At 72.0% G+C, this 26,012-nt stretch carries 24 protein-coding genes, 1 tRNA gene and 1 riboswitch; of the genes, 12 read left to right on the forward strand and 13 right to left on the reverse strand.

All coding sequences use genetic code 11. The annotated features are described in order from the left end of the window. Nucleotides 1-63: 63 nt before the first annotated feature. Nucleotides 64-1,350 carry an extracellular solute-binding protein gene (locus tag AB5J87_RS12130; protein ID WP_369376480.1) on the reverse strand — a complete coding sequence of 429 codons (1,287 nt, stop codon included), beginning with the start codon at nt 1,348-1,350 and terminating at the stop codon, nt 64-66. Nucleotides 1,351-1,634: 284 nt separating this feature from the next. On the opposite strand from AB5J87_RS12130, the gene AB5J87_RS12135 reads away from it, so the two are divergent. The 5 genes from AB5J87_RS12135 (at nt 1,635) to AB5J87_RS12155 (ending at nt 8,283) form a co-directional block, all read left to right on the forward strand. Then, entirely contained in the window at nt 1,635-2,399 is a 765-nt protein-coding gene (locus AB5J87_RS12135) for a GntR family transcriptional regulator (protein ID WP_369383487.1), read from the forward strand. 188 nt (nt 2,400-2,587) lie between these two features. Next, nucleotides 2,588-2,842: a DUF3311 domain-containing protein gene (locus AB5J87_RS12140; RefSeq protein WP_369376481.1), complete on the forward strand. Its 255-nt coding sequence runs from the start codon at nt 2,588-2,590 to the stop codon at nt 2,840-2,842. Further along, complete coding sequence (gene mctP / locus AB5J87_RS12145) at nt 2,839-4,470, forward strand: monocarboxylate uptake permease MctP (protein ID WP_369376482.1); 1,632 nt, start codon at nt 2,839-2,841, stop codon at nt 4,468-4,470. Before AB5J87_RS12140 ends, mctP begins: the two co-directional genes overlap by 4 nt. Before the next feature lie 130 nt (nt 4,471-4,600). Continuing rightward, nucleotides 4,601-4,743, forward strand: a riboswitch (cobalamin riboswitch). A gap of 130 nt (nt 4,744-4,873) precedes the next feature. After that, complete coding sequence (locus AB5J87_RS12150) at nt 4,874-7,252, forward strand: ribonucleoside-diphosphate reductase subunit alpha (protein ID WP_369376484.1); 2,379 nt, start codon at nt 4,874-4,876, stop codon at nt 7,250-7,252. After that, nucleotides 7,252-8,283 (forward strand): ribonucleotide-diphosphate reductase subunit beta, encoded by a 1,032-nt coding sequence (locus tag AB5J87_RS12155; protein ID WP_369376485.1) that lies wholly within the window; start codon nt 7,252-7,254, stop codon nt 8,281-8,283. Before AB5J87_RS12150 ends, AB5J87_RS12155 begins: the two co-directional genes overlap by 1 nt. 76 nt (nt 8,284-8,359) lie before the next feature. Here AB5J87_RS12155 and def read toward each other — a convergent pair whose 3' ends face one another. The 8 genes from def to AB5J87_RS12195 form a co-directional block, all read right to left on the reverse strand. Beyond that, entirely contained in the window at nt 8,360-8,992 is a 633-nt protein-coding gene (gene def / locus AB5J87_RS12160) for a peptide deformylase (RefSeq protein ID WP_369376486.1), read from the reverse strand. Nucleotides 8,993-9,063: 71 nt separating this feature from the next. Further along, entirely contained in the window at nt 9,064-10,053 is a 990-nt protein-coding gene (locus AB5J87_RS12165) for a tetratricopeptide repeat protein (RefSeq protein ID WP_369376487.1), read from the reverse strand. Nucleotides 10,054-10,168: 115 nt separating this feature from the next. Then, nucleotides 10,169-11,455 (reverse strand): HD-GYP domain-containing protein, encoded by a 1,287-nt coding sequence (locus tag AB5J87_RS12170; protein ID WP_369383488.1) that lies wholly within the window; start codon nt 11,453-11,455, stop codon nt 10,169-10,171. Further along, complete coding sequence (locus tag AB5J87_RS12175; protein WP_369376488.1) at nt 11,452-12,843, reverse strand: HD-GYP domain-containing protein; 1,392 nt, start codon at nt 12,841-12,843, stop codon at nt 11,452-11,454. Before AB5J87_RS12175 ends, AB5J87_RS12170 begins: the two co-directional genes overlap by 4 nt. 169 nt (nt 12,844-13,012) lie before the next feature. After that, entirely contained in the window at nt 13,013-13,306 is a 294-nt protein-coding gene (rsrA, locus tag AB5J87_RS12180) for a mycothiol system anti-sigma-R factor (protein WP_369376489.1), read from the reverse strand. After that, on the reverse strand, nt 13,303-14,112 hold the full coding sequence (locus AB5J87_RS12185) for a sigma-70 family RNA polymerase sigma factor (RefSeq protein WP_369376490.1): 810 nt from the start codon (nt 14,110-14,112) through the stop codon (nt 13,303-13,305). Before AB5J87_RS12185 ends, rsrA begins: the two co-directional genes overlap by 4 nt. Before the next feature lie 75 nt (nt 14,113-14,187). Then, a complete protein-coding gene (locus AB5J87_RS12190) occupies nt 14,188-14,823 on the reverse strand; it encodes an alpha/beta family hydrolase (RefSeq protein WP_369376491.1) in 636 nt (211 codons plus the stop codon). Between the two features lie 154 nt (nt 14,824-14,977). Next, a complete protein-coding gene (locus tag AB5J87_RS12195; RefSeq protein WP_369376492.1) occupies nt 14,978-15,793 on the reverse strand; it encodes an SOS response-associated peptidase in 816 nt (271 codons plus the stop codon). A gap of 49 nt (nt 15,794-15,842) precedes the next feature. Here AB5J87_RS12195 and AB5J87_RS12200 point away from each other — a divergent pair, with 49 nt between their 5' ends. From AB5J87_RS12200 to AB5J87_RS12215, 4 genes are all read left to right on the forward strand, one after another. Further along, nucleotides 15,843-16,547 carry a M50 family metallopeptidase gene (locus AB5J87_RS12200; RefSeq protein ID WP_369376493.1) on the forward strand — a complete coding sequence of 235 codons (705 nt, stop codon included), beginning with the start codon at nt 15,843-15,845 and terminating at the stop codon, nt 16,545-16,547. A gap of 26 nt (nt 16,548-16,573) precedes the next feature. Continuing rightward, on the forward strand, nt 16,574-17,899 hold the full coding sequence (gene aroA, locus AB5J87_RS12205) for a 3-phosphoshikimate 1-carboxyvinyltransferase (RefSeq protein WP_369376494.1): 1,326 nt from the start codon (nt 16,574-16,576) through the stop codon (nt 17,897-17,899). A gap of 15 nt (nt 17,900-17,914) precedes the next feature. Then, entirely contained in the window at nt 17,915-18,928 is a 1,014-nt protein-coding gene (rsgA, locus tag AB5J87_RS12210) for a ribosome small subunit-dependent GTPase A (RefSeq protein WP_369376495.1), read from the forward strand. A 140-nt stretch (nt 18,929-19,068) separates the two neighbouring features. Beyond that, nucleotides 19,069-19,392, forward strand: coding sequence for a multidrug efflux SMR transporter (locus AB5J87_RS12215; protein ID WP_369383489.1), 324 nt, complete (start codon nt 19,069-19,071; stop codon nt 19,390-19,392). Nucleotides 19,393-19,459: 67 nt separating this feature from the next. On the opposite strand, the gene AB5J87_RS12220 is transcribed toward AB5J87_RS12215, so the two are convergent. Next, on the reverse strand, nt 19,460-20,113 hold the full coding sequence (locus AB5J87_RS12220; protein ID WP_369376496.1) for a TetR/AcrR family transcriptional regulator: 654 nt from the start codon (nt 20,111-20,113) through the stop codon (nt 19,460-19,462). Nucleotides 20,114-20,314: 201 nt separating this feature from the next. Here AB5J87_RS12220 and hisN point away from each other — a divergent pair, with 201 nt between their 5' ends. Together hisN and AB5J87_RS12230 are read left to right on the forward strand one after the other, a co-directional pair. After that, a complete protein-coding gene (gene hisN, locus AB5J87_RS12225) occupies nt 20,315-21,115 on the forward strand; it encodes a histidinol-phosphatase (RefSeq protein ID WP_369376497.1) in 801 nt (266 codons plus the stop codon). Between the two features lie 246 nt (nt 21,116-21,361). Further along, a complete protein-coding gene (locus AB5J87_RS12230; protein ID WP_369376498.1) occupies nt 21,362-21,760 on the forward strand; it encodes a cyclic nucleotide-binding/CBS domain-containing protein in 399 nt (132 codons plus the stop codon). 85 nt (nt 21,761-21,845) lie between these two features. On the opposite strand, the gene AB5J87_RS12235 is transcribed toward AB5J87_RS12230, so the two are convergent. Then, nucleotides 21,846-23,315 (reverse strand): catalase, encoded by a 1,470-nt coding sequence (locus tag AB5J87_RS12235; protein ID WP_369376499.1) that lies wholly within the window; start codon nt 23,313-23,315, stop codon nt 21,846-21,848. Between the two features lie 127 nt (nt 23,316-23,442). Here AB5J87_RS12235 and AB5J87_RS12240 point away from each other — a divergent pair, with 127 nt between their 5' ends. Beyond that, entirely contained in the window at nt 23,443-23,859 is a 417-nt protein-coding gene (locus AB5J87_RS12240) for a Fur family transcriptional regulator (RefSeq protein ID WP_369376500.1), read from the forward strand. A gap of 169 nt (nt 23,860-24,028) precedes the next feature. Here AB5J87_RS12240 and AB5J87_RS12245 read toward each other — a convergent pair. Together AB5J87_RS12245 and AB5J87_RS12250 are read right to left on the reverse strand one after the other, a co-directional pair. Further along, nucleotides 24,029-24,105 (reverse strand) — tRNA-Met (locus AB5J87_RS12245). A 73-nt stretch (nt 24,106-24,178) separates the two neighbouring features. Then, nucleotides 24,179-25,999 (reverse strand): tetratricopeptide repeat protein, encoded by a 1,821-nt coding sequence (locus tag AB5J87_RS12250; protein WP_369376501.1) that lies wholly within the window; start codon nt 25,997-25,999, stop codon nt 24,179-24,181. Nucleotides 26,000-26,012 lie beyond the last annotated feature (13 nt).

The following is a 26,012-nucleotide window of genomic DNA, read 5'->3' on the forward strand; positions in this document are numbered from 1 at the left end:
CCCTCTCCGGTACTGGCCGGGCGAGGGCCCCGTCGCTGTTCCGACGGGGCCCTCGCCCACAGGTCACTTGGTGTTGATGACCTTGTCGATCGCGGTGTCCGCGTCCTTGGCGGCCTGCTCGACCGACTTCTTGCCGGTGCCGATGGCCTGGAGCATGTCCTGGAGGACCTTGGCCTTCTCGACCTGGCCCCAGCCCGGCGCCATGGGCACGAACCAGCTGGACTCGGCCGCGGTGGCCGCGACGGCGGTCTTCGGGTCCGACTTCAGCGGCGCGAGGTCCGTCTTGTTGTTGGGCAGGTTCTGCTTGGCGATCAGGCCCTTCTGGCCCTGGGTGCCGGTGAAGGCGTTGATCCACTCGCCGGCCAGCGCCGACGCCTTGGACTTGACCGGGATGGCGAGGTCCGAGCCGCCGAGGAAGACGGGCATGGCCTTGCCGGACGGGCCGGGCATCACGAAGGACTCGAGCTTGTCGGCGAGCTTGCCGACCTTGTCGTTCTCGGGGAGCGCGGCGCTGCCGCCCTCCCAGGCGGCGCTGAAGATCAGCGCGGACTTGCCCTGGCCGTAGACGATCGGGCGGTCGGCCTCGTCCTTCGTCTTGTCGCCGTGCATGTACTTGTCGAGGATGTTCTTGTACTCGGTCAGGCCCTTGAGGGACTCCGGCGAGGACAGGTTCGCCTTGAACTTGCCGCCGTCCTCCTTGGCGATGGAGCCGCCGGCGTCGTACACGTACGACATGGCCGCGTACCAGTCACGGCTCGGCTGGTACCAGGCGCTGAACTTGTCGCCCTTCTTCGCCTGGATCTTGTCCAGGTCGCCGGTGAGCTCGGCGTACGTCTTCGGCACGGCGGTGACGCCGGCGTCGGCGGCGATGTCCTTGCGCCAGGTCGCCGTGCGGCCACCCGCGTAGTAGGGGACGCCGTAGGTCTTGCCGTCGTAGGTGACCGACGCCTTGAGACCGTCGAGCCAGGCGGAGGAGTTGTCGAACTTCGACGGGTCGATCTCGGCGAACGCGCCCTTGACCGAGTAGGCGAGCATCTCGGTGTTGCCCATCTCGACCACGTCGGGGGCCTTGTCGGTGGCGAGCACCGCGTCGAGCTTGGCGTTCTTGTCCGGCCAGCCGTAGTACTCGTGGTTGATCTTCAGGCCGGGGTGCTTGGCGATGATCGCGTCGTCGGCGGCCTTGACCAGGTCCGGCCAGTTCTTCTGCGCGTCCACGGTGAGCCAGACGGTCAGCTGCTTGGCGTCCGCGCCGCCCTTGCCGTCGTCCTTCTTGTCGTCCGACCCGCCACACGCCGCGACGCCGACCATGATGCCCGCGACGCCGATCGCCGCGATGAGCTTGCGCTTCACGCCATCCTCCTCAAGGGATGCTGCAACCCCCCGCCCACCGCGAAGACATACGACGTGTACTGCCTGTGGGGCTGGGACCTGGTCTTTAATGGTTTAGACCAGTACCGGGAGCTTGGCCTAGACCTTTAGGGGTGTCAAGGGTGTATAAGAAGGGCTGTCGCGTCCGTTATCGGACCGACACCTAGAGGAGAGAGACGACCCGTGACCGGTACGTGCCACCATGTGAGCCGCGACAGACGGAGGAGCCGGTGACGGCAGCAGCGCAGCACTCGGGAAGGCGGGCCATGGGCACCGACGGGAGCGGCACGGAGACGGAGGCGGGGGCCGGCGCCCGCACCGCACGCGTGCCCAAGTACTACCGCCTCAAGCGGCATCTGCTGGACATGACGGAGACCCTGCCGCCCGGCACCCCGGTGCCGCCCGAGCGCACCCTGGCCGCCGAGTTCGACACCTCCCGCACCACCGTGCGCCAGGCCCTCCAGGAGCTGGTGGTCGAGGGCCGCCTGGAGCGCATCCAGGGCAAGGGCACCTTCGTCGCCAAGCCCAAGGTCTCCCAGGCGCTCCAACTGACCTCCTACACCGAGGACATGCGCGCCCAGGGTCTGGAGCCCACCTCCCAGCTGCTGGACATCGGCTACGTCACCGCCGACGACACCCTGGCCGGGCTGCTCGACATCGCGGCCGGCGGCCGGGTGCTGCGCATCGAGCGGCTGCGGCTGGCGAGCGGCGAGCCGATGGCGATCGAGACGACCCATCTGTCGGCCAAGCGCTTCCCCGCGCTGCGCCGCTCGCTCGTCAAGTACACCTCTCTCTACACCGCCCTGAACGAGGTGTACGGGGTGCGGCTCGCCGAGGCCGAGGAGACCATCGAGACGTCCCTGGCCACCCCCCGCGAGGCCGGGCTGCTCGGCACGGACGTGGGCCTGCCGATGCTGATGCTCTCCCGCCACTCGCTGGACGGCGACGGCGAACCGGTGGAGTGGGTGCGCTCGGTCTACCGGGGCGACCGCTACAAGTTCGTGGCCCGGCTCAAGCGGCCGACGGACTGATCGGCCCGCTCGGAAGAACGGACCGATCGGGCCGATCGGGCCGAACCGACCGGACGGCCCCGGCCGACGCCCCGGACGACGCGCCGGGCGACGTCCGGTATCCGGTACAGGGGTTCCGTGACGGGTCCCCGTCCCCTAGATTTCGTGCGCATTACAACAGGTGAGCACAGTGAGGGGACGCAGCCACCATGCCGGACACAACGCAAGTGCGGAGAGCGGTGATCACGCCGGTGCGCGTGGTCATCGCGATCTGTCTGATCGCGCCCTTCGTGGCGATGCTCTGGGTCGGTTCGTACGCGAAGGCCGACCCGGCCCTCGCCGGGATCCCGTTCTTCTACTGGTACCAGATGCTGTGGGTGGTCATCTCGACCGCGCTCACCATGCTCGCGTACAAGCTGTGGCAGCGCGACCAGCAGGGCCGCAAGGCGGGTGAGGGCAAGTGACTCTCGCAGCTGGCGACGGTGTCAACGGCGTCGCGCTCGGCGTCTTCATCTTCTTCTTCCTGGCCGTCACGGTCATCGGCTTCCTGGCCGCCCGCTGGCGCCGGGCCGAGAACGAGCACAGCCTGGACGAGTGGGGCCTGGGCGGGCGCTCGTTCGGCACCTGGGTCACCTGGTTCCTGCTCGGCGGCGACCTCTACACGGCGTACACCTTCGTCGCGGTCCCGGCGGCGGTGTACGCGGCGGGTGCGGCCGGGTTCTTCGCGGTGCCCTACACCATCCTCGTCTATCCGCTGATCTTCACCTTCCTGCCCCGCCTGTGGTCGGTCTCGCACAAGCACGGCTATGTGACGACCTCGGACTTCGTGCGCGGCCGGTTCGGCTCCAAGAGCCTGTCGCTGGCGGTCGCGGTCACCGGCATCCTGGCCACCATGCCGTACATCGCGCTCCAACTGGTCGGCATCCAGGCGGTGCTGGACGTGATGGGCATCGGCGGCTCCGGCAACTGGTTCGTCAAGGACCTGCCGCTGCTGATCGCCTTCGCGGTGCTCGCCGCGTACACCTACTCCTCGGGGCTGCGCGCCCCCGCACTGATCGCGTTCGTGAAGGACACGCTGATCTACATCGTCATCCTGGTGGCGATCATCTACATCCCGATCAAGCTCGGCGGCTTCCACGACATCTTCGCCGCGGCCCGCCACAAGTTCGAGACGCCCAACGCGGCCGGGAAGCCCACGGGCGCGCTGGTGCCCGGTGAAGCGGGCCAGTGGACGTACGCCACGCTCGCCCTCGGCTCGGCGCTGGCGCTCTTCATGTACCCGCACTCGATCACGGCGACCCTCTCCTCCCGCAGCCGCAACGTCATCCGCCGCAACACCACGATCCTGCCCCTGTACTCCCTGATGCTGGGGCTGCTCGCGCTGCTCGGCTTCATGGCGATCGCGGCCGGGGTCAAGGTCAAGAACGGCCAGCTGGCGATCCCGCAGCTGTTCGAGGACATGTTCCCGGACTGGTTCGCGGGCGTGGCCTTCGCGGCGATCGGCATCGGCGCGCTCGTCCCGGCGGCGATCATGTCGATCGCAGCCGCGAACCTGTTCACCCGCAACATCTACAAGGACTTCATCAAGCCGGACGCCACGCCGAAGCAGGAGGCCCAGGTCTCCAAGTTCGTCTCGCTCCTGGTGAAGGTGGGCGCCCTGGTCTTCGTCCTGACCATGGACAAGACGGTCGCGATCAACTTCCAGCTGCTCGGCGGCATCTGGATCCTGCAGACCTTCCCGGCGCTGGTCGGCGGTCTGTTCACCCGCTGGTTCCACCGCTGGGCGCTGCTCGCGGGCTGGGCGGCCGGCATGCTCTACGGCACGCTCGCCGCGTACGGGGTGGCCTCCCCCACCCAGAAGCACTTCGGCGGCAGCTCCAAGGAGATCCCGGGCATCGGTGAGATCGGCTACATCGGCCTCACCGCGTTCGTCCTGAACGTCGCCGTCACCGTCGTCCTCACGGTCGCCCTGCGGGCCCTGAAGGCCCCCGACGGCGTCGACGAGACCTCCCCGGAGGACTACACGGCGGACGCCGGCGAGCCCGGCGTACAGACCGAGCTGCCCCCGGCGACGGCGGGCTCCGCGCACTGAGCCGACCCTTCACCGAACGCACACGGGCCGCCGGGAATCCCGGCGGCCCGTTGTCGCGTTCCGGGAAGGCGAGTTGACGCTCTGCCACGCGATGATTTCACCGCGACACAACATGTGGGGGTGGAGTCGGAACCCGGCACAAGATGTATGCTCGTCATCGCTGTCGACGCAGGGGAATCCGGTGCAAATCCGGAACTGTCCCGCAACGGTGTACTGGTGTGCATACGCGCACTTTGTTCAGTCCGAGGTCCTGCCGACAGCGCACCCTGGGCCATCCGGTCCGGGTGCCCAGACGTCCGGGCCTCGCGGAATGGGCAGGTGGACGCGACGTACCCCCGATGGGGTGTGTTCGTGTGCCCGCACCCTCCCCCAAGGCCCCGTGCCGAGCGAGGAGTGCCCCCACGTGACCATCGCCCCTGCGGATCCCGCTTCAGCGATCGCCGACGAGCAGGCGGACGCCCCCGGGACCGCCCTGCTGCGGACCCTGACCGACCTCACCGCCGATCTGCCGGACACCGACCCCGGCCGTGTCGCCGCCGCCGCGCTGCGCGGCCGGAACGCGCGCTCGGACGAGGCGGAGCTGCGTGGGCTGGCCACCGAGGCCGCCGCCGGCCTCATCTCCGAGGACCCGGCGTACTCCCGTCTGGCCGCCCGGCTGCTGACGATCACGATCGCCGAGGAGGCCGCGACCCAGGGTTCGGTCTCCTTCGCCCGGTCCGTCGCCGTCGGCCACACCGAGGGCCTGATCGCCGACCGCACCGCCGACTTCGTCGCGCTGCACGCGGCCCGGCTGGACGCCTTGGTCGACGCCTCCCTCGCCGACGGCGCCGACGACCGCTTCGGCTACTTCGGCCTGCGCACCCTCTACTCCCGCTACCTGCTGCGCCACCCGATCACCCGCAAGGTCATCGAGACCCCGCAGCACTTCATGCTCCGGGTCGCGGCGGGCCTGGCCGAGGACGACTCGGCGCGCGCGCTCGACGAGGTCGCCTCGCTGTACGGGCTGATGAGCCGGCTGGACTACCTGCCGTCCTCCCCCACGCTCTTCAACTCCGGCACCCGCCACCCGCAGATGTCCAGCTGCTACCTGCTGGATTCCCCGCAGGACGAACTGGACTCGATCTACGACCGCTACCACCAGGTGGCGCGGCTCTCCAAGCACGCGGGCGGCATCGGCCTCTCCTACTCCCGCATCCGCTCGCGCGGCTCCCTCATCCGGGGCACCAACGGGCACTCCAACGGCATCGTGCCGTTCCTGAAGACGCTGGACGCCTCCGTGGCGGCGGTCAACCAGGGCGGTCGGCGCAAGGGCGCGGCGGCGGTCTACCTGGAGACCTGGCACTCCGACATCGAGGAGTTCCTGGAGCTGCGGGACAACACGGGCGAGGACGCCCGGCGCACCCACAACCTGAACCTGGCGCACTGGATCCCGGACGAGTTCATGCGCCGGGTGGACGCGGACGGCACCTGGTCGCTGTTCTCCCCCGCCGACGTGCCCGAGCTGGTCGACCTGTGGGGCGACGAGTTCGACGCCGCCTACCGCAGGGCCGAGGCGGCCGGTCTGGCCCAGAAGACCATGCCGGCGCGGGACCTGTACGGCCGGATGATGCGCACCCTGGCGCAGACCGGCAACGGCTGGATGACCTTCAAGGACGCCTCCAACCGGACCGCCAACCAGACGGCGGAGCCGGGCCACACGGTCCACTCCTCCAACCTGTGCACCGAGATCCTGGAGGTCACCGACGACGGCGAGACGGCCGTCTGCAACCTCGGCTCGGTCAACCTCGGCTCCTTCGTGCTGGCCTCCGGCGAGATCGACTGGAAGCGGCTGGACGAGACCGTCCGCACCGCCGTGACCTTCCTCGACCGGGTCGTCGACATCAACTTCTACCCGACCGAGCAGGCCGGCCGCTCCAACGCCAAGTGGCGTCCGGTGGGCCTGGGCGCGATGGGTCTGCAGGACGTCTTCTTCAAGCTGCGCCTGCCCTTCGACTCCCCCGAGGCGAAGGCGCTCTCCACCCGGCTGGCCGAGCGCATCATGCTCACCGCGTACGAGGCGTCCTGCGACCTCGCCGAGCGGTCGGGCCCGCTGCCCGCGTGGGACAAGACCCGCACCGCGCGCGGCGTGCTCCACCCCGACCACTACGACGTCGAGCTGAACTGGCCGGAGCGCTGGGCGGCGCTGCGCGAGCGGATCGCCACGACCGGCATGCGCAACTCGCTGCTGCTCGCGATCGCCCCGACCGCGACCATCGCCTCCATCGCCGGTGTCTACGAGTGCATCGAGCCGCAGGTCTCCAACCTCTTCAAGCGCGAGACGCTGTCGGGTGAGTTCCTCCAGGTCAACGGCTACCTGGTGGACGACCTGAAGAAGCTCGGCGTGTGGGACGCGCAGTCCCGCGAGGCGCTGCGCGACGCCAGCGGCTCGGTCCAGGACTTCAACTGGATCCCGGCCGACGTGCGCGCGCTGTACCGCACCGCGTGGGAGATCCCGCAGCGCGGTCTGATCGACATGGCGGCGGCCCGGACCCCGTTCCTGGACCAGTCGCAGTCGCTGAACCTGTTCCTGGAGACGCCCACCATCGGCAAGCTGTCGTCGATGTACGCGTACGCCTGGAAGCAGGGGCTGAAGACCACGTACTACCTGCGCTCGCGCCCGGCCACCCGGATCGCCCGCGCCGCCCAGGCCGCGGCCCCCATCCCGGTCCAGCAGGCCGCCCCCGACGCCGACGCGATCGCCTGCTCCCTTGAGAACCCCGAGTCCTGCGAGGCATGCCAGTAATGAGCTCCACCGAGAACAAGTCCGCCTCTGACAAGAACCTGCTCGACCCGGGCTTCGAACTGACCCTGCGTCCGATGCGCTACCCGGACTTCTACGAGCGCTACCGCGACGCGATCAAGAACACCTGGACCGTGGAGGAGGTCGACCTCCACTCGGACGTCGCCGACCTCGCCAAGCTGTCCCCGGGCGAGCAGCACATGATCGGCCGGCTGGTGGCGTTCTTCGCCACCGGCGACTCGATCGTGGCCAACAACCTCGTCCTGACGCTGTACAAGCACATCAACTCCCCCGAGGCGCGGCTGTACCTGAGCCGTCAGCTCTTCGAGGAGGCCGTGCACGTCCAGTTCTATCTGACGCTGCTCGACACCTACCTCCCCGACCCGGAGGACCGCGCGGCGGCGTTCGACGCGGTGGAGAACATCCCCTCCATCCGTGAGAAGGCGCAGTTCTGCTTCAAGTGGATGGACTCGGTCGAGAAGATCGACCAGCTGGAGACGCAGGCCGACCGCCGCCGCTTCCTGCTGAACCTGATCTGCTTCGCCGCGTGCATCGAGGGCCTGTTCTTCTACGGCGCCTTCGCGTACGTGTACTGGTTCCGCTCGCGCGGTCTGCTGCACGGCCTGGCCACCGGCACCAACTGGGTGTTCCGGGACGAGACGATGCACATGAACTTCGCCTTCGAGGTCGTGGACACCGTCCGCAAGGAGGAGCCGGAGCTCTTCGACGACCTGCTCCAGCAGCAGGTCACCGACATGATCAAGGAAGCGGTGGAGGCCGAGCTGCAGTTCGGCCGCGACCTGTGCGGCGACGGTCTGCCGGGCATGAACACCGAGTCGATGCGCGAGTACCTCCAGTGCGTCGCCGACCAGCGTCTGACGCGCCTCGGCTTCGCCCCGGTGTACGGCTCGGCGAACCCGTTCTCCTTCATGGAGCTCCAGGGCGTCCAGGAGCTGACGAACTTCTTCGAGCGCCGCCCGTCCGCCTACCAGGTGGCGGTCGAGGGCTCGGTGGGCTTCGACGAGGAGTTCTGATCCTTCGGACGAGCTGTGAAAGGGGCCCGCACCCCGAAGGTGCGGGCCCCTTTCGCGTCCTGCGGGCGACCGGGAATCAGTCGTTCGGGACGACCTCGTAGCGCGGGGTGTTCTCCGCCATCTGGCGCAGCGCGTCCTTGCGGTCGCGCTTGGAGAGGCGGTCGATGTACAGGTAGCCGTACAGGTGGTCCGTCTCGTGCTGGAGGCAGCGGGCGAAGTAGCCGGTGCCGCGGACCCGGATCGGGTTGCCCTCGGCGTCCTGGCCGCTGACCACCGCGTAGTCCGGGCGGGCGAGCTCGGCGTAGGCGGTCGGGACCGAGAGGCAGCCCTCGTTGGACTCGTCGAGCACGCGGCGGTCGGCCGGCAGCTCCTCCAGGACCGGGTTGCAGACGACGCCGACGTGGCGCACGCCCTCGTCGTCCATGCAGTCGTAGACGAAGACCTTCAGGTCCACGCCGATCTGGTTGGCGGCCAGGCCCACGCCCTCGGCGGTGCGCTGGCTGGCGAACATGTCGTCGACCAGGGCGGCGAGCTTGTCGTCGAACTCGGTGACGTCCTTGCACTCCTTGTGCAGCACCGGGTTGCCGACGACCGTGATCGGCCGGGACGTGCCCCGCTCGCGGTACGCCTGCTCGCGCTCCTCGCAGTCCTCCGTGTCGACGACGAACCCGTCGTTCTCGACCTGCTGGTCCGTCTCCTGCTGCGACATCTTGGCCGTAAGCCTTCCTGAAAGCCGGTTCCGATCCCGTACAGCCTATGGCCTGTCCGGGCGGTGCGCGTTCAGCAGACCTCTTCGAGGTCGCGCCACTCGCGGCTGTCCGGGCTGTCCGCGACCCAGCCGTCCAGCAGCCCGCGCACCAGCCCCGGCGGCGCAGCGATCCCGCACTCGCGCTCGGGCACCCACAGCTCGCCGGCCGTGCGGTGGCCCAGCGGGCCGGGGTGGCCCGGCTCGCTGTGGTCGTGCGGGTCCAGGTGCTCGCCGTCGCCCTCGTCGCTGGGCATCCGCGACTCCGAGCAGGCCCGGCAGAGCAGCCGCACCGACGACGACCAGTCCTCGGCGGCGAAGCCCGCGTCGGCCGCGAGCCGCTCCAGCGCGTCCCGGTCCGCCTCGGTGGCGGCCTCCAGGAGCACCACCCAGGTGGGCACCGGCGAGGGCGCCCACAGCTCGATCTCGTCGAAGACGGGGAAGGAGGGCCCGGCCGCGACCGTGCGCTCGCCGTGCGGCACCCCGTCGTGCAGGACCACCTCGCCCCAGCGCCGCCCGGAGGACGGCAGCGGGATCGACAGCACCTCGATCCGCGCCGGGTCCAGCCTGCGGCCCCACACCACCTCGGCCTCGCCCTCGGGCGAGAGCCGCACGGCCGCGCTGCCCAGCTCCATCCCCAGCGGCTCGCCGGTGCCGGTGGCGCTCTCCTGGTAGCCGCGGACCTTCAGGCCGTACGCCTGCCAGGCGCGGCGGGCCAGCGGCCAGTCCTGGAGCGCGGTGGCCGCGATGCCCACGTTCCACCAGTCGGGGGCCCCGGTCTCCTTGTCGAGCAGCGCCACGGCCCGCAGTCCCGCGGCCCGCGCCTGCTCCCAGTCGTGCCGGAACTTGTGCAGCAGCGCCAGGTTGAACCAGGACTCGGAGAGCCACGGTTCCAGGTCCGCGGCGCGCGTCAGCAGCGCGCCGGCGTCCTCGTACCTGCCGTCGCCGATCAGCGTGAACGCACGGTCCGTGGCCTGCCGCCACGAGGCGGAGGGCCGGTGCCGTCCCTTGCCGAAGATCCTCACGATTCCCGCCTGCCCAGACCGGCCTGCCTCCGAGCCGGTCTTACGGTCTCCCAGTGTTTCTGGGTTCTTTCGCATCCAACCATGCCCGGCCGGAAGGCCGCTCATTACTCCTGGGTTACCCAGGTGACACCGGGGTCAGACTGCCGCGGCCCAGGACGCGTGCCAGCGATTCGACGACCTCGGGCTGATAGTCCCTCCCGGTGCCGAGCCGCAGCTGCTCCAGGGCGCTCAGCGAGCCCCCCGGTCCGCCCGGGGAGGCCGCCAGGTCGTCGTAGGCGTTGACCGCGCGCACGATCCGGGCGGGCAGCGGCTGCTCGCGGTACGGGTCGGCCTGGCGCTCCACGATCACCGCGACCTCGGCGGGCACCCCGGTCTGGCGGACCACGGCCCCGCCCAGCAGCGCTATCCGGCGCTGTTCGGCCTCGGGGAGCGCCGCCGTCGCCCCGGCGGGCACCGGGTCGACCAGCGAGAGCTGCCCGATGTCGTGCATCAGGGCCGCGTACTCCAGAACGGTCAGCTCCGGCCCGCTCAGCCCCAGCTCGCGCCCGACGGCCCGGCTCAGCTCGGCCACCCGGCGGGCGTGGCCCGGCTGGGTGTACCCCGCGATCTCGGTGGCGCGGGCCAGGGAGGCGATGGTCTGCCGGTAGGTGGTGCGCACCCCCGCGTACCGCCGGAACGCCAGCTGGGTCAGGAGCAGCGGCACGCAGAACACCGGCAGCGCCCACAGCCCGGCCACCGCGACCGCCAGCGCGATCACGGCGCCGGTGGCGCAGACGGCGGAGCCCACCCCGAGCAGCGCCCGCAGCTGCTCGCGCAGGAGCGGGCCGTACGGGTAGGAGGTGCGGGCCCGCACCAGGGCGGCGGCGACCACCGCGTCGCACAGCGCGGTCAGCACCAGGACGAGCAGCAGGAACAGCGCGTAGGACGGCCCGTGTCCGGCCCACAGCGCCAGTGCGCCGGAGTTGTAGAGCGGCTGGAAGCAGGCGGCGGCGAAGGCCACGGTCAGCACCCGCCGGGCCATCTGCTCGGGGCTCGGCCCCCGGCCCCGCGCCACGTGCGGGACCGCTCCGACCAGGGCGGCGGCGAACACCACGGCGACGGCCTGGAGGACGCCGTGGTGGGTGGCGCGCCCGCCGTTCTGGCCGAGCAGGGCGTAGGCGAGGGCGCCGGCCGAGCCGAGCGGCGCCGACTCGCGGGCCGCCCCCTCGTCCTCGCGGCCGTCCCGCCCGTCCCAGCGGGCCAGTTCGCCGACGGCGACCAGCGCGCCGAAGGCGAGGGCGCCGCCGGGCTCCACCACGCCGTACCAGAGGGTGCGGCCCAGGGCCCAGACGGTGAGCGCGGCGGCGGCCCCGTACACCCCGGCGACGGGGTACGGCAGCGGGGGCGCCTGGGGGCGGCTCATCCGCGCCCGGCCGGGGCGGCGTCGCACGGCGAGACGTTTCCGCGCCCGGCGTGCGACGGGAGCGCGCCGCGGTCCGGCTCGTCCGCCGTCACCGCCGGATGCCAGCCGTGCCGGTCGAGCGCCCGCACCAGGGCGCCCACCATCTGGGGGTCGAACTGCCGCCCCGCGCACCGCCGCAGCTCCTCGACGGCCGCCCCGACGGGCCGGGCGCGGCTGTAGGAGCGGGTGGACGTCATCGCGTCGAACGCGTCGGCGACGGCGACGACCCGGGCGAACTCGGGGATCTGGGGACCGCGGAGCCCGTACGGATAGCCGCTGCCGTCGAGGCGTTCGTGGTGGTGCAGGATCGCGGCGCGCGCCTCGCCGAGGAAGCCGATGCCGCGCACCATCTCGTGCCCGTACTCGGGGTGCAGCTCGATCACCGCGCGCTCCTGCGGGGTGAGCGGCCCGTCCTTGCGCAGCAGCCGCGTCGGCACGCCGAGCTTGCCCACGTCGTGCAGGATCCCGGCGAACCGCAGCACCTCCAACCGGTCCTCGGCCATGCCGAGTTCGCGGGCGATCAGGACGGAGGCGAGGCCGACGCGCTCGCTGTGGCCGCGGGTGTAGGTGTCCTTGATGTCGACGGCCTGCACCAGGGCCCGGATGGTGGCCTGGTGGGCGGCGTGCTCGCGGTGGTACTGGGCGAAGACCCAGCACGAGACGTACATCGGCAGCAGCACCAGCAGGGCGGCGGGCGGGCCGTAGGGGCTGCGCCACAGGACGGCCATCATCAGCCCGGCGAGCCCGTGCACCCCGTAGGGGGCGAGCGAGCGCGGCAGCAGTCCGCGCCAGGCGGTGCGGGCGGGCAGCCGCTCGGCGGTCCACAGGATCAGCCCGTCGAGCGCGGTCAGCACCAGGCAGAAGACCAGCGCCGCCGCCGCGGCGGGCAGCAGCGCGTACGGGAAGTCGGGCGCGGGGGCGGCCGGGGTGCCGCCGAGGGCGGTGCGCCCGCCCAGCAGCAGATGCGTCCAGGCCGCCGCGGAGCCGGCCAGCGCGAGCCGGGCGGCCCGCCAGATCCGGCGCGGGGTCTCGGGGGCCTCGGCGACCGGCGCGAGCAGCGCGCCCGGGACGGCGGCCAGCGCGGCGGCGCCGGGCGGCAGCAGGAACGCGGCGGCGAGCAGCACCGGGAAGAACGATCCGGAGGGCACCGCGACGGTGGCGCGGCCCGCCAGGAACGGGCAGCGCGCGGGCCATTCGCAGAGCGCGTACAGGGCCGCGAGCAGCCCCAGTGCGCCCCAGGGGACCGCGGTGCGCGCCAAGGGCAGCACGACCGCCCCGGCGGCCACCACGGCGCCCAGCAGAACCCCGCGCGCCCCCCGGTTCAGGGTCCGCCGCTGCGGTCCGTCCATGGCGCGCCTCCCTCCGTTCCCCGGATCGGGAGGATAGGCCCGCGCGGCGCGGCGAGTAGGCGCATTGTCGGATTGAACCGTTTAGGTCCCGTCCGATTAGCACCTTCGAGTGACAGAGAAGGGCCGCGACCCCTGGGTCGCGGCCCTCAGCTCCGTTCCGTCGCGGGGGTCAGCCCTCGGCGACGATGTCCTGGTCCGGCACGGCCTGGCCGGAGCGGATCAGATCGATCCGGCCCATGACCTTGGACCGCAGGTCGGCGGGTACGTCGTCCGATCCGCAGCAGCGCTTGACCAGCTTCTTCACGGCCTGCTCCAGGCCGTACTTCTCCAGGCAGGGCGAGCACTCCTCGAAGTGCACCTCGAACTTGTCGCAGTCGCTGTCGGGCATCTCGTGGTCGAGGAACTCGTAGAGATGGTCCAGGACCTCAGAGCAGTCCGTCTCGTGCGGCTCTCCGCAGCTCATGAGCCCGAGCCTTTCGCTTCGTCCGACTCGCCGGCGCCGGCCGGGACGAGCCCGCGGTCACGGGCGTAGTCCTCCAGCATTCCGCGCAGTTGGCGGCGGCCCCGGTGCAGCCGGGACATCACCGTACCGATGGGTGTACCCATGATGTCCGCGATCTCCTTGTACGCAAAGCCCTCGACATCCGCCAGATAGACGGCGATGCGGAACTCCTCGGGGATCGCCTGGAGGGCTTCCTTCACGTCGGAGTCGGGCAGGTGGTCCAGCGCCTGCGACTCGGCCGACCGCAGTCCGGTCGACATGTGCGACTCCGCGCGCGCGAGCTGCCAGTCCTCGATCTCCTCGGCGGCGCTGCGCTGGGGTTCGCGCTGCTTCTTCCGGTACGAGTTGATGAAGGTGTTGGTGAGAATCCGGTAGAGCCAAGCCTTGAGGTTCGTCCCCTCCCGGAACTGGTGGAAGGATCCGTACGCCTTAGCGTAGGTCTCCTGGACCAGGTCCTCGGCGTCGGCCGGGTTGCGCGTCATGCGCAGGGCGGCCGAGTACATCTGGTCGAGGTAGCCGAGGGCATCCCGCTCGAAGCGCGCGTTGCGCTCGGCGGTCGACTCTTCCGCGTGGCCGTCGTCGGTCCCTGTGACCGGACCCACCTCCTCGAACGGTGTGGCGAGTCCGAAGCTGGACCCACTCGAATCGGAGGATAGACGACGATCCGGTCCGCCCGCCGCTCGAATAGGAGCGTTCTTGGCAGCCGTCAGCACCGTCCACTCCAGGTCAGCGGCGTGCGAGCGACTGGGGCAGATGGTCGAACCCATGCGACGGACTCCCTCTCCACGTAATGCTCAGGCTTGCGGATGCGTATGTCCCTCACAACAGCGGGTGGGTACGTGTCATTCCCGCAGCGAGCGCACCCACCGGCCGACGCCGTCCGTGATGACCGCGAGGGCCTCGTCCTGGGTGAGGGAGGCGCGCTTGGGCACCGCGAACCCGTGATCGCCGAAGGGCACTTCCACGAGTTCGTGCTCCCCGTCGGGGAACTCGGCGGGCTTCCCGAAGGGGTCGTTTCCGCCCTGCACGACGAGGGTGGGCACCCCGGCCCCCAGCAGCTCCTCGGCACGGGACTTCTCCGGCCTGCCCGGCGGGTGCAGCGGGAAGCTCAGCGCGAGCACGGCGTGCGCCCCGAGCTCGCGGGCGGTGCGGCAGGCGACGCGGGCGCCGGCGCTGCGGCCCCCCGCGACGACGGGCGCCCCCTCGGCGGCGAGCGCGGGCCACACCGCGCGCCACCCGGCGTCCAGCGTCTTCGGCGCCGGCGCCACCTTCTTGCCCGCCACGCGCCAGGGCTGCTCCACGAGGGCGACGGTGACGCCCCGGGGCGGCAGCGCGGCGGCCAGCGCGGCGAGGTCCCGGGCGTCGATGCCGCCGCCCGCACCGTGGCTCAGGGCGAGGGTGAGGCGGGCTCCGGCGGCGCGGTGCCAGGTGATGCGGGCGTCGCCCGCGGGGGTCTCGATGAGGTCGCTGTGGGTCACGGGGTCATCCTGCCGGGTCCCCGCCCCGCCCCTTCCCGAACGCCTCGGGCGGGCGGCCGGGTGTTTCGTCCGCGGACCGTGCGGGGACGCCCGCGCGGTTGCCGGCGCCCCTGAAGGCGGGCCCGAAGGTCCTTTCCAGGGGCGCGGGGCGGCGTCAGAAGAGCGTGCCCTCCTCCGGGCCCGCCAGTTCCTTCAGGAGTTCCGGGCCGTTGTTGCGCACGTTGCTGACCGCCGTCGAGACGGCGTACGCCCGCATCCGTCCCTCCGGCGGCGGCGCCAGCAGCCCCCGCAGCTCCGCCACGTCCGTGGTGGCCGGATCCAGCCAGGCCGCCCAGCGGTCCGGGGTGAGCATCAGCGGCATCCGGGGGTGGATCGCGTGCAGGGTCGAGGGGCCCTCGGCGGGGGCCACCCCGAGCGGCCCGGTCTCCGCCTCGGTGGTGATCACCGAACAGGTCGCCCACCAGGCGGCGGGATGGTCGTCCGGGAGCGTGCGGTCGCGCCAGAACTCGTACAGGCCCGCCATCGCGAACGCCGACCCGTCGGCGGGCGAGATGAAGTACGGCTGCTTGCGCGCCCGCTTCCTCTTCCCCTCGACCTCCAGCTCGCGCTCGTCGGCCCCGGTGACCCACTCGTAGTAGCCGTCGGCCGGAACGATGCAGCGGCGGGTGGCGAAGGCCCGCCGGAAGGACGGCTTCTCGTGCACCGTCTCCGACCGTGCGTTGATCATCCGGGCCGCGCCCTCGGGCGACTTCGCCCAGGACGGCACCAGCCCCCATCTCAGCTTCCGCAGCTGGCGAACCGGACGGCGGTCTTCCGCGTCTTTCAGTGGACGCTCCAGGACCGCGTAGACCTCCTTGGTCGGGGCCACGTTCCAATCGGGCGCCAGGGTCTCCTCGGGGTCCCACTTCTCTATCTCGAAGACTTCCGCGAGATCCTCGGGACCACGACTCGCTGCATACCTCCCACACATGACAGCCACCCTGCCACGCGGCAGCCGATCACAAGGAGCCGTTCCGCACATGCCCGCCGAATTGCCCGGACTTGAGCTCTTCGACACCCAGGCCGCACCGGCCCAGTGGCTGGTCGTCGCCACCGGGGTGGCCGCGCTCGCCGCCGTCGTCCCGCACGGCGTGTGGCGCCTCTCACGCAACGCGATCACCATCGCCCACGAAGGCGGGCACGGTCTCGTCGCCCTCCTCACCGGCCGCCGCCTGGACGGCATACGCCTGCACTCCGACACCTCCGGCCTCACCGTGAGCCGGGGCCGCCCCACCGGCCCGGGCATGATCCTGACGGCCGCCGCGGGCTACACCGCTCCCCCGCTGCTCGGCCTCGGCGGCGCCGCGCTGCTGGCCGCCCACCACGTCACCCTGCTGCTCTGGCTGGCCACCGCCCTGCTGGCGGCGATGCTGGTGATGATCCGCAACGCCTACGGCGTGCTCACCGTCGTCCTCTCCGGCGCCGCCTTCCTGCTGGTGTCCTGGCTGGCCGCCCCCGACGTGCAGTCCGCGTTCGCGTACACGGTGGTGTGGTTCCTGCTGCTGGGGGGCGTGCGGCCCGCCTTCGAGCTCCAGCGCAAGCGGCACGGACGGCACGGCGGCGACTCCGACGCCGACCAGCTGGGACGGCTCACCCACGTACCACCGGCGCTCTGGCTTTTCCTCTTCCACGCCGTCTCCGTCTGCTCGCTCATCGGTGGCGGACGGTGGCTGCTCGGTCTCTAGGTTCTCCCCCCACTAAAGTGAGAGCCATGACCGAAACGCCCGTGCACCCCGCCCTCTGGCCCGCCCCCGTAGCGAGCGGAGCCGTCGACGCGACGGTCACCGTGCCCGGTTCGAAATCGGTCACCAACCGCGCGCTCGTCCTGGCCTCCCTCGCCGCCGAGCCCGGCTGGCTGCGCCGCCCCCTGCGCTCGCGCGACACCCTGCTGATGGCGGAGGCGCTGCGCGCCCTGGGCGTCGGCATCGAGGAGGGCGTCGGCCCCGACGGCTCCGGCGAGGCGTGGCGGGTGATCCCGGCCGGTCTGCACGGCCCCGCCGCCATCGACGTCGGCAACGCCGGTACGGTGATGCGCTTCCTGCCCCCCGTCGCCGCCCTCGCCGACGGCGCGATCCGCTTCGACGGCGACCCCCGCTCCTACGAGCGCCCCCTGAACGGCGTGATCGACGCCCTGCGCGCGCTCGGCGCACGCATCGACGACGACGGGCGCGGCGCGCTCCCGATGACCGTGCACGGCAGCGGCGCCCTGGACGGCGGCCGGGTCCGCATCGACGCCTCCTCCTCGTCCCAGTTCGTCTCCGCCCTGCTGCTCTCCGGCCCGCGCTTCAACCAGGGCGTGGAGGTGCGGCACGTCGGCGCCTCGCTGCCGTCCATGCCGCACATCCGGATGACCGTCGACATGCTCCGCTCGGTCGGCGCCCAGGTCGACGAGCCCGAGACCGGCGGCGAGCCCAATGTGTGGCGGGTCTCCCCGTCCGCGCTGCTCGGCCGCGACCTGACCGTCGAGCCGGACCTGTCCAACGCCCAGCCGTTCCTGGCCGCCGCCCTGCTCACCGGCGGCAGGGTGACCATCCCGGACTGGCCCGAGCGCACCACCCAGCCGGGCGACCAGCTGCGCCGGATCTTCACCGAGATGGGCGGCTCCTGCGAGCTCACCGCCCGCGGCCTGGTCTTCACCGGCTCGGGCAAGGTGCACGGCATCGACGTGGACCTCGGCGAGGTCGGCGAGCTGACGCCGGGCATCGCGGCGGTCGCGGCGCTGGCCGACTCCCCCTCCACCCTGCGCGGCGTCGCCCATCTGCGGCTGCACGAGACGGACCGCCTGGCGGCCCTCACCAAGGAGATCAACGAGCTCGGCGGCGACGTCACCGAGACCGCGGACGGGCTGCACATCCGCCCGCGCGCGCTGCACGGCGGCGTCTTCCACACGTACGACGACCACCGGATGGCCACCGCCGGCTCGATCATCGGTCTCGCCGTGCCCGGCGTGGAGATCGAGAACGTGGCGACCACCGCCAAGACGCTCCCCGACTTCCCGAAGATGTGGACCGAGATGCTGTCCGGGGCCGGAAACTGAGCGGGGCCTGAGCAGATGCGCCGCTACGGCAAGAACCCCGACGAGGACGACATCCGGGTCCGCCCCAACCGCAAGGGCAACCGCCCGCGCACCAACATCCGCCCCAAGCACGAGGACGCCTCGGAGGGGATGGTCCTCACCGTCGACCGGGGCCGCCTCACCTGTCTCGTCGAGGACCGTACGGTCACCGCGATGAAGGCCCGTGAGCTGGGGCGCAAGGCCGCGGTGGTGGGCGACCGGGTCATGATCGTCGGCGATCTGTCGGGCGCCAAGGACACGCTCGCGCGCATCGTGCGCATCTCGGAGCGCAGCTCGGTGCTGCGCCGCACGGCGGACGACGACGACCCGTTCGAGCGGGTCATCGTCGCCAACGCCGACCAGCTGGCCATCGTCACCGCGCTCGCCGACCCCGAGCCGCGCCCGCGCATGATCGACCGCTGTCTGGTCGCGGCGTACGACGCGGGGCTCTCGCCGCTGCTGGTGCTCACCAAGTCCGACCTCGCCCCGGCCGACGAACTCCTGGAGATGTACGGCGCGCTGGGCGTCCCGCACGTCGTCACCTCCCGCGAGGAGCTCTACAACGGCGACGCGGCCCAGCGGGTGCGCGAGCAGCTCGACGGCCGGGTCACCGCGTTCGTCGGCCACTCCGGCGTCGGCAAGACGACCCTGGTCAACGCGCTGGTGCCGGAGGACCGCCGCCGGGTCACCGGCCATGTGAACGCGGTGACCGGCCGCGGCCGGCACACCACCACCTCCGCGCTGGCCCTGCCGCTGGCCAGCGAGAACGGCGGCTGGGTCATCGACACCCCGGGCGTGCGGTCGTTCGGCCTGCACCATGTGGAGCCGTCCCGGGTCATCCTCGCCTTCCCCGATCTGGTGCCCGGCACCGAGAACTGCCCGCGCGCGTGCAGCCACGACGAGGCGGAGTGCGCGCTGGACGCCTGGGTGGCCGAGGGCCACGCCGATCCGGCGCGGCTGTACTCGCTGCGGCGGCTGCTGGCCACCCGGGAGCGGCACGAGGGCGACTGACCGGATCCCCGGCCCGGCACCGGGCCGAGCGTGCCCCGGGGGCGGCCGTCGGGGCCCCCGTGCATAATCGGGCTCAGTCGGGCCCCGGTTCGGCCCTGACGATGACGAGCAGTCACTATCCGTTGTGGGAGGCCCTGGACATGGCGTGGCTGCTGGTGGTGGTCGCCGGGATCCTGGAGACCGGGTTCGCCGTCTGTCTCAAACTGTCGCACGGCTTCACCCGCATCGGGCCGACCATCGCCTTCGCGGTCTTCGCCCTGGGCTCGTTCGGCCTGCTGACGCTGTCGCTGAAGAAGCTGGACGTGGGTCCGGCGTACGCGGTGTGGACGGGCATCGGGGCGGCGGGCACCGCGATCTACGGCATGGTCTTCCTGGACGACGTGGTCTCCACGCTGAAGCTGGTGTCGATCTCCCTGGTGATCGTGGGCGTGATCGGCCTGCAGATCTCCGGCTCGGCGCACTGAGTCCACGCGCACCCGCGGACCGCCCCGGCGGGTCCCGGCTCACGAGCACGGGCTCAGGGGCCCCGGCTCACGGGCCCGGGGACACCGGCCGCAGCGGGGTGCGGGCCAGCAGCGCGCGGACGTGGACGACGTGCCCGGTGCCGCCTGGCGTCCCGGGCGCGGCCGTCTCGGGTGCGGGAGCCGTCACGTACGACAGGGCGAGCCGCACCACGGTCTCGCAGGAGCGCGCCAGCTCCACGCTGTCCGCGCCCGGCAGTTCCTTCTCCAGCATCGCGAGCGAGCGGTCCCGTACGGTCGCCACCAGCTCGGCGGGGCCCGGAACTCCGGCGTCCGCGCGCCGCTGCGCCGGTACGGGCGAGTACGCGCCGGGCGGGCGCAGCGGGCGCGGGGCGGGCAGGCGCTCGCCCCAGCACCCGGTGAGCAGCGCGCGGACCAGTGCGCTGGCCCGGGCCGAGCGCACGGTCCACTCGGCGAGCGAGACCAGCCGCTCGGCCGGGCCGACCCGGTCGGCCAGGACCCGGTCGACCCCGCGCAGATAGAGGTCGGCCTCGCGCCGCACCAGCGCGCGGGCCAGCCCCTCCTTGCTGCCGAACTCGTTGTAGAGCGTCTGGCGCGAGACCCCGGCCGCCGAGGCCACGTCCACCATCCGCACGGCCGCCCAGGGCCGTGCGCCCAGGGCCGCGAGTGCGGCGTCGAGAAGTGCTTCGCGCGCGGTGGGCATCGGGCCTCCCCGGGCCGATGGGCGCTCCCCTGCTCGTCGAGCTGGGGCAGGCTCGTCCCTCAGAGTTGACGCGTGCCCCGGCACTGTCAATAGCCGCGGCGGGCGGTCGGGGCGCACCCCGGAGGCGTCCGGGAAGCACCGGCGCCGTCCGCATTCCGGGCCGTGTGGTCGCGGCGGGAGCGGGTCGATACGGTGGTGGCCATGCCCGACTACCACGATGACCTGCGACTGGCCCACGTCCTCGCGGACGCCGCCGACGCCGCCACGATGGACCGGTTCAAGGCGCTCGACCTGAAGGTGGAGACCAAGCCGGACATGACGCCGGTGAGCGAGGCCGACAAGGCCGCCGAGGAGCTGATCCGCGGCCATCTCCAGCGGGCCAGGCCGCGCGACGCGATCCTGGGCGAGGAGTACGGCCTGGAGGGCACGGGCCCGCGCCGCTGGGTGATCGACCCCATCGACGGCACCAAGAACTATGTGCGCGGGGTGCCGGTCTGGGCGACGCTGATCGCGCTGATGGAGGCGGGCGAGGGCGGCTACCGGCCGGTGGTCGGCGTGGTGTCGGCGCCCGCGCTCAACCGCCGCTGGTGGGCGGCCGAGGGGCTCGGCGCGTACACCGGCCGCAGCCTGTCGCAGGCGACGCGGCTGCGGGTCTCCAGCGTCTCCGAGCTCGCGGACGCCTCGTTCGCGTACTCCTCGCTGAGCGGCTGGGAGGAGCGCGGCAAGCTGGACGACTTCCTGGATCTGACCCGGGAGTGCTGGCGCACGCGCGCGTACGGCGACTTCTGGCCGTACATGATGGTCGCCGAGGGGTCGGTGGACATCTGCGCCGAGCCCGAGCTGTCGCTGTGGGACATGGCGGCCAATGTGATCGTGGTCCAGGAGGCGGGCGGCGTCTTCACCGGTCTGGACGGCAAGGAGGGCCCGCACAGCGGCAACGCGGCGGCCTCCAACGGCCTGCTCCACGACGAGCTGCTGAACTACGTGGGCACGGCGGACTGACCGGACCCCGCACGGCGCGCACGGCGCCCGGGCCCGCTCCGGGCCGGGGCGCGTGCGCCGCTGGGGCCCCCGGGGGGCGTGGGTCGTACTTTTACGCGCCCCTCAACTGACCTCTACCACCCTCTTGTTGACGCGCCCGCCGTGATGTCACTCTAAGAGTCCCCCCACTTGTGAACTTGTGAATCCGTTCTCGTTCCCGTACTTCCGTACGGGCCACGGGGGTTCACCAAGGAGGTGGCTCCATCCATGCTCGTCCGTGACGCCATGAGCACGGTGGTCCTCACCATCGGACCCGCCCACACCCTCCGCCAGGCGGCCCGGCTGATGGCCGACCGCCGCGTCGGAGCGGCCGTCGTCCTCGACACCGACACCAGCGGGCTCGGCATCCTCACCGAGCGCGACATCCTCAACTCCCTCGGCCGGGGCCAGGACCCGGACCGGGAGACCGCGAGCAGGCACACCACCACCGACGTCGTCTTCGCGGCGCCGGGCTGGACCCTGGCCGAGGCCGCCGACGCGATGTCGCACGGCGGCTTCCGGCACCTGATCGTCCTGGACGGCGACGGCCCGGTCGGGGTGGTCTCGGTGCGGGACATCATCCGCTGCTGGGCCCCCGCGCGCCGGCAGAGCGAACTGGTCGGCTGACCGGGCCGGGCGCGGGCGCGCGGAGGGCCGACCCCCCGCTGGGGAACCGGCCCTCCGACTGCCTACGACAAGCGGTCCAGTGCTGTCAGCCGCGCAGGGCCTGGACCGCGGCCTCCAGCCGCTTGCCGAAGTCGGCGTCCGCCTTGCGGAAGTTCTCGATCGCGCGCTCGGCGATGTCGTCGCGCGAGACCTTCGCGATGAAGCCGGACAGGTTCTCGATCAGCCGGCTCTTCTCGTCCTCCGAGTAGAGCCGGTAGAGGTTGCCCGCCTGGACGAAGTCGTCGTCCTCGGCGTGCAGCGGGGTCGGGTGGTTGCCCGTCGCGTCCGCGACCGGCACCGGCTGCCACAGCGGACGGCCGGTCTGCTGCGGGCCGCCGAAGCTGTTCGGCTCGTAGTTCTTCGCGCCCTTGTGGCGGCCGTCGTACAGGAAGCCGTCGCGGGAGTTGGTGCGCGCCTCGGTGGCGTGCGGGCGGTTCACCGGCAGGTGGTCGGCGTTGATGCCGACGCGGTAGCGGTGGGCGTCGCCGTACGCGAAGAGACGGCCCTGGAGCATCTTGTCCGGGGACGGGCCGATGCCGGGCACGAAGTGCGCCGGGCTGAAGACCGACTGCTCGACCTCGGCGAAGATGTTCTCCGGGTTGCGGTTGAGCTCCAGCTTGCCGATCTCGATCGGCGGGTAGTCCTCGTGCGGCCACACCTTGGTGAGGTCGAACGGGTTGAAGCGGTAGCCCGCCGCGTCGGCCGCCGGCATGATCTGGACCTGCACGGTCCAGCTCGGGAACTCGCCGCGCTCGATGGCCTCGCGCAGATCGCGCTGGTGGCTGTCCGGGTCCTCGCCGGCGAGCCTGTTGGCGTCGGCCTGGGTGAGGTTCTTGATGCCCTGGTCGGTCTTGAAGTGGTACTTGACCCAGAAGACCTCGCCGGCCTCGTTGTTCCACTGGTACGTGTGCGAGCCGTACCCGTTCATGTGGCGCAGCGTGGCCGGAATGCCGCGGTCGCCGAAGAGCCAGGTGACCTGGTGCGTCGACTCGGGGCTCAGCCCCCAGAAGTCCCAGACGTTGTCGGCCTCCTGGGAGCCCGTGTACGGGTCGCGCTTCTGGGTGTGGATGAAGTCGGGGAACTTGATGGCGTCCCGGATGAAGAAGACGGGCGTGTTGTTGCCGACCAGGTCGTAGTTGCCCTCCTCCGTGTAGAACTTCAGCGCGAAGCCGCGCGGGTCGCGCACGGCGTCGGCCGAGCCGAGGTTTCCGGCCACGGTGGAGAAGCGCAGGAACGTCTCGGTCTGCTTGCCGACCTCGGAGAGGAAGTTCGCGCGCGTCCACTGCGTCACGTCGCGGGTCACCGTGAACGTGCCGTACGCGCCGGCGCCGCGCGCGTGGACGATGCGCTCCGGGATGCGCTCGCGGTTGAAGTGCGCGAGCTTCTCCAGGAGCGACTGGTCCTGGAGGAGCACCGGACCGCCGACGCCCGCGGTCTCGCTGTTCTGGTTGTCGGCCACCGGCGCGCCGGCCTCCGTGGTGAGCGGTCCCTGCGTCACGTGCGCCTCCTGCGTCATTTCCTGCGAGTCCTGTCCCTTGGCGTTTGCCGTTCTCGATCCTACAATGGACATTGTCCAAGTCAAGCAGACATCCAAAGTCACACCTGTTCGGGATTCGACTCCCCCGGCTGTTAGGCTGGCCCTTATGAGTGACCTGCTGGAACGACTTCGCGGACGCGGATGGCGCATGACCGCACAGCGGCGTGTCGTGGCCGAGGTGCTCGACGGCGACCACATGCATCTGACGGCCGACGAGGTCCACGCGCGCGCGGTGGCGAAGCTGCCCGAGATCTCGCGCGCGACCGTCTACAACACGCTGGGCGAGATGGTGACGCTCGGCGAGGTCATCGAGGTCTCCACGGACCGCCGCGCCAAGCGGTACGACCCGAACGCACACCAGCCCCACCAGCACCTGGTCTGCGCCCTGTGCGGCGCGATCCGCGATGTGCACCCCACGGGCAACCCGCTGGCGGACCTCCCCCCGGCGGAGCGGTTCGGCTTCGCCGTCTCGGACGTCGAGGTCACCTACCGCGGCATCTGCCCGGACTGCGCGAAGGCGTAGCCGCGGCCGTACGCGTACGCATACGGGAAGAGGGCCCGTCCCCCAGGGGGCGGGCCCTCTTCCCGTACGCCGTGGCCGCGTCCGTGAACGGTGTCCGGAACCGATGTCCGAGAACGGTGCCGGGAAACGACTCAGGGTCCGGATCCAATGGATCCGGGCCCTGAGTACTTGGTAGCGGGGACAGGATTTGAACCTGCGACCTCTGGGTTATGAGCCCAGCGAGCTACCGAGCTGCTCCACCCCGCGTCGGTGAACACAACATTACGTCACCGTGCAGGGCAGCGCAAACCCGATCGGCGCACCCCCGCTTGCGCGGCGCCTACGCCGTGAGCTCCTGGTGCAGGGCCTCCCGCAGCCGGGCCGCGCGCTCGGCCACCTCGGCCGGCCCCAGCTCGACCGCCCGCGCGCACCACCGCTGGCCCTCCGCCAGCTCCCCGCACCGCGCGGCGAGCAGCGCGAGCCGCAGCGCCGCCCGCCCGTGCCCGGCGTTGGCCGCCCGGGTCCACCACAGCGCGGCCTCGCGCTCCTTGCCCTCGCGGGCGAGCAGCAGCCCGAGGTTGAAGGCGCCGTTGCGGCTGCCCGCCTCGGCGGCCTCCCGGTACCAGCGCGCGGCGCCGTCCTGGTCGCCCCGGGCCGCCGCGAGCATGCCGACGCGGACCTGGGCGCGCCGGTGGCCCTGCCCGGCGGCCCGCTCGTACCACTCCTCGCACTCCGTCTTCTCGGCCACCGGCTCGCCGAGCACCGGGGCGCCCGGCGGCGGCTGGCGCGCGTCCAGCACGGTGGCCAGCCGGAACGCGGCCTCCGCGCTGCCGCCGCCCGCCGCGCACCGCAGGTGCCGCTCGGCGGCGGCCTCCTCGCCGTCGCGCAGCAGCGCCATGCCGACCTGGAGGGCCGCCTCGGTGTGCCCGGCCGCCGCCGCCCGCTCGTACCACTTCAGGGCCTCGACGTCGTCGTCGCGGCTGGCGAAGAGGATGCCCAGGTTGAACGCGGCGTCCACGCTGCCGGCCTCGGCGGCCTTGGAGAACCAGGGCTCGGCGCCGGTGGCGTCACCGGCCTGGAGCAGCAGCACGGCGAGCGCGTTGGCCGCCTCGCGGTGCCCCGCGTAGGCGGCGCGCCGGTACCACTGCTCGGCCTGCGCGGTCCGCTCCTGGGCGGCGCAGAGCAGCGCCAGGTTGTACGCGCCGTTGTCGTCGCCCGCGTCCATGGCGGCCCGGTACCAGCGCTCGGCGGTCTGCGGCTCGCCCCGGGCCGCGTGCAGCGCGCCCAGGGCGTTGGCCGCGTTGCCGTCGCCGTCCTGGGCGGCGCGCAGCCACCACACGGCCGCGCTCTCCTCGTCGCCCGCGTCCTTGAGCAGGAAGCCCAGCGCGCAGGCCGCCTTCGCCTCGCCGTCCTTGGCCGAGGTGAGGTACCAGCGCCCGGCCTCCCTGAGCTCGCCGCGCTTCTCCAGGATCGCGCCGAGGTGCAGCGCGGCCCGCCGGTGGCCGCGCGCGGCGGCCTGGCGGTACCACTGCTCGGCCTCGGCGGCCCGGGCCCTGGCCTCGTCGTCCGGCTCGGGCTCGACAGCGATGTCGGCCTCGCCGCCGTCGCGCTCGGCCCGCTGGTCGATGAGGCGCGCCAGCCGGTACGCGGCCTCGCGGTGGCCCTGCTCGGCGGCGGCGCGCAGCCACCGCTCGGCGCCCACGTCGCTGCGGTGTTCCAGCAGGTCGGCGAGGGCGTACGCGCCCAGCGCGTGGCCCTGCTCGGCGGACTGGCGCAGCCAGTACTCGGCGGCCGGCTCGTCGCCGCGCTCGCGGTAGTGCCGGCCCAGCGCGTGCGCCGCGGCGGCGGAGCCGGCGACGGCGGCGATGCGCCACCATCCGGCCGCCTCGTCCGGGTAGCCGCGCTGGTGCAGCAGCACGCCCAGGTTGTTGGCCGCGGCGCGGTCGCCCTCGGCGGTGGCCCCCCGCAGATAGGGCTCGGCGCTGTCGAGGTCGCCGCGGCGCAGCAGCATGGATCCGAGAACGCTCATGGACGCGGCGTCGCCGCTGTCGGCAGCACGCCGGTGCCGTGCCTCGGTCTCGGCATCGGCGGCGTCATCGGAGCGCATCCGCGCAAACCGCCCTGTCTCCAACAGAGTTGCCCTGTCCCCCATAAATACCATCGTCGCACCACCC

The sequence above is a fragment of the Streptomyces sp. cg36 genome, from assembly GCF_041080675.1.
Classification (GTDB): Bacteria; Actinomycetota; Actinomycetes; order Streptomycetales; family Streptomycetaceae; genus Streptomyces.